The organism is Deltaproteobacteria bacterium (assembly GCA_020845775.1).
Taxonomy (GTDB): Bacteria; Bdellovibrionota_C; UBA2361; order SZUA-149; family JADLFC01; genus JADLFC01.
Window position 1 is genome coordinate 1 of sequence record JADLFC010000098.1, and the last position, 9,338, is coordinate 9,338.

The 9,338-nt window shown below is 46.1% G+C and carries 9 protein-coding genes; 5 read left to right on the plus strand and 4 right to left on the minus strand.

Annotated features, from left to right (window positions below; genetic code table 11):
• Positions 1-152: 152 nt before the first annotated feature.
• From IT291_06185 to IT291_06205, 5 genes are read left to right on the plus strand one after another with little or no spacing between them, the layout of a single operon-like run.
• Positions 153-986, plus strand: coding sequence for an MBL fold metallo-hydrolase (locus IT291_06185; protein ID MCC6220809.1), 834 nt, complete (start codon positions 153-155; stop codon positions 984-986).
• Between the two features lie 49 nt (positions 987-1,035).
• Positions 1,036-1,668, plus strand: a complete 633-nt coding sequence (plsY, locus tag IT291_06190) for a glycerol-3-phosphate 1-O-acyltransferase PlsY (protein MCC6220810.1) — start codon at positions 1,036-1,038, stop codon at positions 1,666-1,668.
• A complete protein-coding gene (speB, locus tag IT291_06195; GenBank protein MCC6220811.1) occupies positions 1,665-2,588 on the plus strand; it encodes an agmatinase in 924 nt (307 codons plus the stop codon). The genes plsY and speB overlap by 4 nt, the downstream gene beginning before the upstream one ends.
• Before the next feature lie 28 nt (positions 2,589-2,616).
• Complete coding sequence (speA, locus tag IT291_06200; GenBank protein MCC6220812.1) at positions 2,617-4,527, plus strand: biosynthetic arginine decarboxylase; 1,911 nt, start codon at positions 2,617-2,619, stop codon at positions 4,525-4,527.
• A gap of 2 nt (positions 4,528-4,529) precedes the next feature.
• Positions 4,530-5,471 (plus strand): hypothetical protein, encoded by a 942-nt coding sequence (locus tag IT291_06205; GenBank protein ID MCC6220813.1) that lies wholly within the window; start codon positions 4,530-4,532, stop codon positions 5,469-5,471.
• Between the two features lie 111 nt (positions 5,472-5,582).
• Here the strand turns inward: IT291_06205 and IT291_06210 are convergent, their stop codons facing one another.
• The 4 genes from IT291_06210 to IT291_06225 form a co-directional block, all read right to left on the minus strand.
• The gene (locus tag IT291_06210) at positions 5,583-5,891 is read right to left on the minus strand and encodes a transcriptional regulator (GenBank protein MCC6220814.1); all 309 of its coding nucleotides are present in this window, start codon (positions 5,889-5,891) and stop codon (positions 5,583-5,585) included.
• 263 nt (positions 5,892-6,154) lie between these two features.
• On the minus strand, positions 6,155-8,437 hold the full coding sequence (locus tag IT291_06215; GenBank protein MCC6220815.1) for a hypothetical protein: 2,283 nt from the start codon (positions 8,435-8,437) through the stop codon (positions 6,155-6,157).
• 179 nt (positions 8,438-8,616) lie between these two features.
• Positions 8,617-8,988 (minus strand): hypothetical protein, encoded by a 372-nt coding sequence (locus tag IT291_06220; protein ID MCC6220816.1) that lies wholly within the window; start codon positions 8,986-8,988, stop codon positions 8,617-8,619.
• A 5-nt stretch (positions 8,989-8,993) separates the two neighbouring features.
• Positions 8,994-9,308 (minus strand): hypothetical protein, encoded by a 315-nt coding sequence (locus tag IT291_06225; GenBank protein ID MCC6220817.1) that lies wholly within the window; start codon positions 9,306-9,308, stop codon positions 8,994-8,996.
• Between the last annotated feature and the right edge of the window lie 30 nt (positions 9,309-9,338).

Consider the following 9,338-nt stretch of genomic DNA (forward strand, 5'->3'; position numbering starts at 1 on the left):
ATACCGTTTCCAAAAAGTAAGTTAAATATTTTACTTTTTGGAAACGGTATTTGTTGTTTATTGGCAAGTGCTTACGCACTTGCTGTTTATAGCATTTACAAAAATCCTTTTTGTAAATGCTATAAAATACTCCACACAGGAGGAATAGAGTTTTGAAAATAAGCGTACTAGGCTGTGGAAACTCTACTGGTGTTCCAGTTCCCGCCTGCGACTGCCAGGTATGCCTATCAAAAGACTCTAAGAATCAGCGCCTAAGGCCCTCTATCTATGTGGAGGTTCCAAGCGAGCCATCCGAAGAAGGTAATGTGTCAGCCGTAGGAAAGATAAGCGAGAAAATCGCCATCCTTATTGATACGGGAGCAGATTTGCGGCAACAAGTCTTGCGCGCTCAAATCAAGAAACTTGATGCAGTATTCTACACCCACGTTCACGCAGATCACGTTCACGGCATTGATGATTTGCGTGGTTTTTGTTTTACGAGAAAAGAACCTCTGGACGCTTACGCTAGCGACGGAAGCATCCTCCAACTTAGGGAAACATTTCGCTACATTTTTGAAAAAAACAGCTCTTACGTGGGCGGCTGCCCCCCTCGGCTAAATTTTACACCACTCGTGCCATTTGAAACCGTAGCGATTAGCTCTGTTCAGATCCTGCCACTACCATTACTGCATGGGAACTTGGAGATACTAGGGTTTAGAATTGGAAAGTTTGCGTATTTAACTGACTGCTCAAAAATTCCCCAGCGAACATTCGAGTTTCTAGAAAAACTCGAAGTTCTCATAATCGATGGTTTGAGATATAGACCTCATGCAACACACTTCAGTTTATCAGAAGCCGTGTCGGAAATAGAAAAAATAAAGCCACGCCGTAGCTATTTAACGCATTTAAGCCACGATGTTGATTACTCATATGGGAATGCTATCTTGCGAAACATGAGCAAACTAGACATAGAATTGGCCTACGATGGGTTAACTATAAATCTTTAAAGGCGCGGTTTATAATGGAATATCTTTCTATCAGCATCAACACGCCATTATGAATACCAGTAAACTCATCGGCTTCGTTGTGCCAATTACCATTGCATTCTTACTCGGAGCCATCCCTTTTGGTTACATTGTCGGTCGCCTAAAAGGAGTAGACATAAGAAAACACGGCAGCGGCAACATTGGGGCAACAAACGCGAGTAGAATATTGGGTAAGAAGCTCGGGGCCATTACATTGCTGCTTGACGCAGCAAAAGGCGCCTTAGCATCTTCGCTGTGGCGTCTAAGCTTTTTTGCTCCAGCAGGCTACCTGAGCTCCTTCAATTTTCCGCTGTGTCTTGGGTTTGCCGCGATTTTAGGGCATTGTTTTTCGCCTTTCTTAAGATTTCGCGGAGGCAAAGGAGTCGCTACGGCTTTGGGCGTCTATATAGTTTCAATGCCTTTTTTTTGCCTCCTGTCTCTCGCCGTATTTGCCATTGCTTATTTAACTACAGGCTATGTAGCTCTTGGCTCGATTCTAGCGGCTAGCAGCTTGCCAATAATGCTCCTAGCTATACCGAATAACTACCCCCCATATACGCTTATATTTGCTTTTTTGTCGTGCGTGGTGATTATTATTCGCCACCGAGAAAACGTTGCTCGGCTACTAAATGGAACAGAAAAAAAACTACAATTAAGAAAATGAAACTTCTCGATAGGTTACTCGATAATTTAATAGCTCAACACTCAACAATCGCGGCAAAAAGTGCGTTTGCACCAGAAGAAGCTCTATCGCATGACTTTGAGAAATGCGAGATAGCTGTATTGCCAATTCCGTATGACAAGACTAGCACGTATCACAAAGGAGCTGACCGGGGCCCCGAGGCTATGCTCGAGGCTTCACAGTCGGTAGAGCTCTACGACATCGAAACGGCTAGCGAAGTTTATAGGCGAGGAATTTACACCCTTAGCCCTTTAGTCGTAAGCGATTCCCCCGAAGCTCTTTTTGAAAAGGCTAAAGAAGTAGTTTCTTCCCTTTGCGCTCGTAAAAAATTCCCCGTTATCCTGGGTGGCGAGCATTCTATAAGCGCCGGGGTGGTAGCTGGGATTGCGAACTCTTGCAGCAATTTAAGTGTCCTCCAGCTCGATGCACACGGCGATACGCGCGAATCTTACATGGGGTCGCGCTTTAACCATGCCTGCGTCATGGCTCGCGTTCGCGAGATATGCCCCATAGTTCAGGTAGGCATACGGGCAATCGACATCAGCGAGGTGGCTGCTCTAAATCGCGAACGAGTCTTTTTCGCCCATGCAATACATGCCGCCAGCAACGATTTAGCCTGGCAAAATCAGGCAATCTCGCTGCTTTCGCCAAACGTCTACGTCACCATAGACCTCGACTGCTTTGATTCCTCAATTATGCCCTCTACGGGGACGCCAGAACCTGGCGGATTGACCTGGCAGCAGGTGACTACGTTCCTAAAACTTTTGGCCGCAAAGCGTAGCATTGTCGGGTTTGACGTGGTAGAACTTTTGCCTCGCGAGAGTAATCCAGCCCCGGATTTTTTAGCGGCTAAGCTGGTTTATCAATTTTTAAGCTACATTTTTGCACAAAAGTGCCTCTAAATAGGGGATAGCAGGAGTTATTGACGAAATGAACGACATTGAAACTTGGAATATTGCCAAGAGCAAGGCGCTTTATGGAATTGAGAACTGGGGAGCTGGCTACTTCGACGTAAACTCCTCCGGACACGTCACCGTTGCACCAGATGGCATAAATGGCCCCAAAGTCGATTTATACGAACTAATTAACTCCGTTATCGAGCGCGACATTAGCCCACCGGTACTCCTTAGATTTAATGGCATCTTGCGCCATCGCGTTCGCACGCTGTATGCCGCTTTTCAAAATGCCATTAAGGAGCACAATTACAATGGCTCTTATATGCCTGCCTTCCCCATTAAGGTTAACCAGCAAAAGCCAGTAGTAGATGTTCTAAGGCAAGCTGGTAAAGAATTCTCTATGGGGCTAGAAGTAGGCAGCAAGCCGGAACTCATTGCTGTTCTTGCCATTCACGATAATCCCGATGCTCTACTAATCTGCAACGGCTATAAGGACAGCGAATACATAGAGCTCGCTTTAATTTCAAAAAAAGTCGGTCGCCAACCTATTTTGGTCATCGAAAAGCTTTCCGAGCTAGCAACCATCATCGAAGTCTCTCAACGGCTAAATATAGCGCCAGATATTGGCTTTAGACTAAAACTTTCAGGCAAAGGTGCAGGTCGCTGGGAAAGAAGCGGCGGCGAAAGGGCTAAGTTTGGCCTATCGATTGGAGAAATCTTATCCGCGATTAACACTTTGCGTTCGGAATCCCTATTGGACAGCGTAAAGATGCTACACTTCCATGCAGGAAGCCAGCTAACATCGATTGATTCGCTAAAAAAAGCCCTAAAAGAAGCGGGGCAGGTATATGTACAGCTTAGGCAACACTGCGAGAATCTATCATTTATCGATGTCGGCGGCGGTTTAGGCGTAGATTATGACGGCTCCAAAACTTCCTTTGAATCGTCGATGAACTACACCATGGAGGAGTATGCGCGAGATGTCGTTTGGATTCTCGACGATATTTGCGATAACGGCAAAGTGCCACACCCAAATATTGTTACCGAGTGTGGGCGAGCTTTAGCTGCCTATCACTCGGTATTGGTATTTAACGTGCTCGGCAAGGCGAATACTTTTTTCCATGAGTGCAATCCTGAAGAGGTGCTGAAGACCAGCGAAGAGAGTTCCGTTAGAAACTTGGCACAGTTGCTTTTGGACTTATCTCCAAAAAATTGCCAAGAAACCCTTCACGACGCCATGCAACTTAGAAACGACATGCTTAGCCAGTTTAACTTGGGCTTTATGTCTATCGAGGATCGCGCCTGGGGGGATGCTTGTTATTGGGCGCTGCTTAGAAGCATTTCAGAAAAAGCTCAGAAGCTCTTCTACCTCCCGGAGGATTTAGAGCGTTTGCCGTCGCTATTAACTGACACTTACTTTTGCAATCTCTCCGTATTTCAATCTCTACCGGACGTCTGGGCCATTCATCAGATTTTTCCCATTACGCCTATTAACAGGCTAAAGGAAGAGCCTAATCGGCCGGTTGTGATTGCGGACATCACTTGCGACTCGGACGGAAAAATAGACCGCTTTGCAGATTTGCGCGACGTAAAGCGCTATCTGCCGGCGCACGACCTTCGTCCCGGCGAACCGTATTATTTTGCAGCATTTCTCGTAGGCGCATATCAAGAAATTCTAGGCGATATGCATAACCTCTTAGGCGACACCAACGCCGTCCACATCGAGGTCGACGAGGACGGCACAATTAAATTCACAAACGTAGTATACGGCGACTCGGTCGGCGAAGTTTTGCGCTTTGTGCAATACGACAGGAGCAAACTCATAGAGCACTGGAGAAATGCTCTCGAAAGAGCAGTTATTAAAGGCAGCATCACTCCTGTTGAATCGGCGGAAATATTTAAGAAGTATGTGCAGGCATTTGATGGATACACTTATTTGGAATAGACATGCCCACAAAAAGCTTTTCTCGTTTAGGCTACTATCCACGCAAGCTACTTAAGAAAGTGGTGGCATATTTTACGAGACTGCTAACCGATCCACGACCGAACTACGGAAAGGGCGAGGTTACTAATCTTAAAAAACTAAAAGCGCGCGTTAGGGTTGGCGACGTGTTACTGGTTTCTGGCAATGCGCGAATTTCCCAGGTTGTAAAAGTCCTGACTCAATCTCCCTGGTCTCACGTAGTCCTATATGTCGGAGACCGCAGAGATTTGCTTTCAGCAAAAGAAAAAGAGGAATGGATAAGTGCTTACGGCGAGCTGTCGCTCAAACACTTAGTAGTCGATGCGGATCCAGTTCGCGGGGTTCATCTTAAACCTATCGACGAGAGTGTTGGGTTAATGGTTAGACATTGTCGCCCACAAGCTTTGCACTATGAAGACATTCAGCGCGTCATCGATCTTGCTCTTGCTCAGCTAGGCAAGCGATACGACTTGAAGCACATAATTAGATTGCTGTTTTTTTTCGCCTTCCCCTGGGAGCTGCTCCCCACAGGGTTTCGCCGCATGGTAACGGATTTTACTCTTTCGGAGGACGATCGCATTTGCTCCCGCGTGCTTTCCGAAGCTTTTTACAGAGTCGGCTACCCGATTAGACCATTTAATGTCATTAGAACTCCACCGTCCACGCATGAGCGCGCAAAAGGCGTGGCTTCAGGCATTCGCCACCGCGGCAAGTCTGCCGCAGCGCTGCTTGCGGGTGGACGAGTAAACGCGGCTTTTAAACGAATTACAGATAAGAGATACGTCGAAGTTCACCTAAAAGGCACTCGGCACATAGTCCCCGCCGACTACGACCTCTCTCGTTTCTTCGCCATAATAAAAGACGAAGAAGACCTTTCTATCGACTATCGCAACGCCCGCACCCTATGCCCCGTCGAAAAGCCTTAAGTTCGGCATCTTGAGCCCAGTAGGTGCATTAGTGTCTCCACCTGTCCCACGTCGCGTGAGTTTCCAGGATCTGTAAACTGAATGTGTCGCACGCGAAGCATTAGAGAGCCATTATGCAGCTTCTCTTTCTTTGTTAATCTTCGGTGCAAACTGAAGCCTAAGATTAAGCGCATCTAGAACCTGAGTAAGACTATCTAGTCTCGGATTTCCTTTCTCAGAGAGAAGTGTATACAAGTTCTCACGATTTAGGTGGGTATTCTTAGCGAGGAGTCCGATGCCACCATTAGCTTCAACTACCTCCTTTAACCCAAGCAAAAACTCTTCTCTCCCTAAGTTAAAACACTCGCTTAAATAGCCAGATGCAAACTCTGGATCTTTCAACTCACTATATAAATCTTCTTTATAATTTCTAGTCATCATCGCTTTTCTTGCCTCTTTCCGTAATCTTTCCAATACTGCTGGGCTAGTTCGATATCATGCCCCTGCGAGCTTTTATCCCCTCCACAAAGAAGAATTACTATCCTACTCCCATCGCGCCCAAAGTACTCTCGGCAAGCCCTTGCTCCAATGCCTCCATTTACAGTATTGTAGGTTATAAACTACGCCCTGCCAATTTAAAACTCCCGTTCTGTTTCAAAACGCCCAAGAAATCACGCCCGCCCTCGTATTCTGTGGCCAGCAAACTAAGGCACAACCCTTAGTCCAGTCGGTGCCGTCGGCGCTGTGGTATCCACACCGCCAACTGGTAGTTTCCAAATACCACCTCCGCCGGTTCCCATCCAAACAGAGCTGTCAACTGGGTTTACATTGAGATAATAGACCGAAAAATATGTCCCCAGATTTCCGTTGATGTTTGCAAAGGTGTTGCCACCATCAGTCGATTTATAGATTCCTGTGGAAAAACCATATTCGCGTCTAATTCCGACATAGATGTTATTTGCATTCTTCGGATCGACTGCGACCAGCCCCCAACCGCCGCTGAAATCAGTAATACCTGCTGCGCTATTCTTAAGCGATCTTTGATTGCCGTTGATTATATTTAAACCGAAGCCGCTTGAAGGAATATACAACACGTCTCTATTCCCTGGCTTTGCCGCAAACTTGCCAATTTTAGTACTTGAGGTGCCAATGGGAACATCCGCGTATTGAACCGAGGGATTGGCGTAGGTATTTCTGGTCCAGGTCTTGCCCCGATCGTCCGATCGTTCAATCCGGGCGACGGTGCCGCCTACTGGATATAAAGTGTAAACGGTGTCCCCGTTATCGGGATAAACGGCTCTTACGGGTTTACTTAAGGTTACGTAAGCATTGCTAGACTGAAGATTGTCGAATCTGAAATTCTCCGCATACACAATATTTGCGTTCTGAGGATGGAATCTTATGTTGTGATAAGTATAACTTTTTGCCGTTTCGGTTAACGGTGTCCATGTGGGTACTGCTTGGTCAATATTGCGGCTGATGATTATTTGCCTATTGTCCCAGCCGCCGTTTGTCGTCACCATAACATTGCCTCTTCTTCCTCCGGAGGTAGCATTGATGCCATCGGCGTTTAGAAGATTTCCGCTGCTACTATAGACGGTAGCGTGTCTGTCAGGGATATTCACACTTCTAAACGTAACCCCGCCGTCATCTGTAACGAATGTGCCATTATCCATGGAATGCACAGAGAACCTTTTTGAATTGGCCGGATCAAAATCAATTGAATTCATATCGGTGTAATCAATACCCCAACCCACATTAATTTGGTTTCTTCCGGTATTAGAGTATCTCCAGTTCACTCCTCCATCGGTTGACTTCACGATAACCTGACCCGATGACGTCAATACCACGTTCGCTAGTGTCGGGTGAGGAGCGAAAGGCTTAGACCAGTATTCCCCGTTAACTTCCATTCCTGATTGACGCAAAGAACCAATTACCCAACCGTCAGCGTTTTTCTCATCATACGACGTCGTTCTATACCAATTGCTTCCCCCGTCGGAACTGTAATAATAAATTTGGTGCGTCCATAAGGCAGCATATAATCGTCCGTTTACGGGACTTACGGATAAGGATCTAAATTTGTTCGCTCCAATCGGCAAGTTATTTGGAGATGTTCCGTTTGAGGGAGTAAAGCTTGCTCCGCTATTGGTGGATTTATAAATGCCTGAAGTTCCGACAGCGACATAAACCGTATCGTTTGTGTAATTAGTATCACGGTTGCCGAGGATTTCTACTCGGTAGTAAGTAGCTGCGGGCAATCCAGTTCCTGTTTGGGCAATAGTCGTTCCCGAATTCGTTAGTTTGTACAGTTTTGAATCAGTAGCAGAGGCAATGTATACGATATCGGCATTGTCGGGATGAACCCGAATCATGCTTATACTGTCATTGTTCAGTTCGGCAAGGCTTACCTGTGTCCAGGTATCGCCATAATTCGTGGATTTCCATAACCCATTTTCCTGTGTGCCCGCATAAAGCGTGGCGGGCGATGTCCATTCGACCCAACCCCCTTTTTCATACACATCTATTTTTACCTTAAGAACTTTCGCCCAGTTTTTGCCTCCGTCTGAAGTTTTGTAAAAACCACTGCTGGTGCCAGAAAACCATTTCGTCGGCCCGCAAGCGGCAACAACCAAATCGGGATTGGTTGGGTTGATGGCAATGCTCCTACAGCCGCCCGCCGCGTCGATCTCACCTCCGACATATTTCCATGACACACCTGAATCACTGGACTTATATATGGGAAAAACATCTGTTCCGGCGTACATGATCGCAGGGTTGCTCTTGGAGATTTCCAAGGAGTAGATCTGTTGCATTCCCTCTCCGCCGGATAAGCCGGCCGTCCGCTGGGCCTTTGTTACTATCGGAACTGGCTGCCACACAGGGGTGCCCTGCGCTAGCGCATTAGGCACAAGTAGCGCCAAGGACAGCGCAACCAAGCACGAGGTCATTAACGTGTGGAATATTTTGGAAGATATTTCTTTTCTCATGCACTTTAGTCTCCTAATAAGCAAAAGCTCGTCGCCACGCCATCAACCAGCGACTTAACCACTAGAACCACCCGCGAGACGTGCGCCTTCGTCTTGTATAGGCAGCTTTTGTGGCAAGACCTCTACCCATTATTAAGCGGGAAGCCGCCAAAATCTAAGAAAACTTGTGCTGTCCCCGATCACTTTTTAAAAGTGATCTCACAAGTAGTGTAGTCAATTACTGCTCCCAGTGCCTTGAGCAAGTTGCTTCCGATGATAGCATCAAAACCAAAATCGTCTTTAAGATTACAAAACTCAATTTCAAAATCCTTTACAGAAAACTCTCCAAGAGAAACAACTGATAAAGTCTGAGCAAACCCCTCTTGTATTCCACCGACACCAACCATTCTTATGGGACGAGCATTACGTGAAAGAAAGTCAATGCTAACGTCATCAACTTCAATAACTGTTCCAGCAGAACCGGTATCAATAACTCCAGTAAAGGTTATCTCTCGGTCGTAAAAGATAGTTATTGGAAGGTAAAGCAAGTCATCTCTAAGCTCAAACCTCATCTGCTCTACTGCCTGCCAATACGCATTGATTGTCGCTGCTCCATGATAAAGGAGTTTTTGTATTGCGGTGGGACGAAATAAACATTTGGAAGTTTTTTTGAAAGATCTTTATATGCGTCATACATCTCTTTCGCAGTTTTATAAACATGAACATATTTTGCGCCGAGAACCTCATACTCGCCGGTATCCAATTCACGTCCTTCGCAATCAACGAGCACAAGATAATCATCATCATTGGGGTACTGTTCTTTTATCGCTTTAAATGACTTAGTTTCCATGTTTTTAAGTATAACCGATGAATAACCTATTGACAACTTCATCCTATTTCCCATTCTGATTGATAATATTCA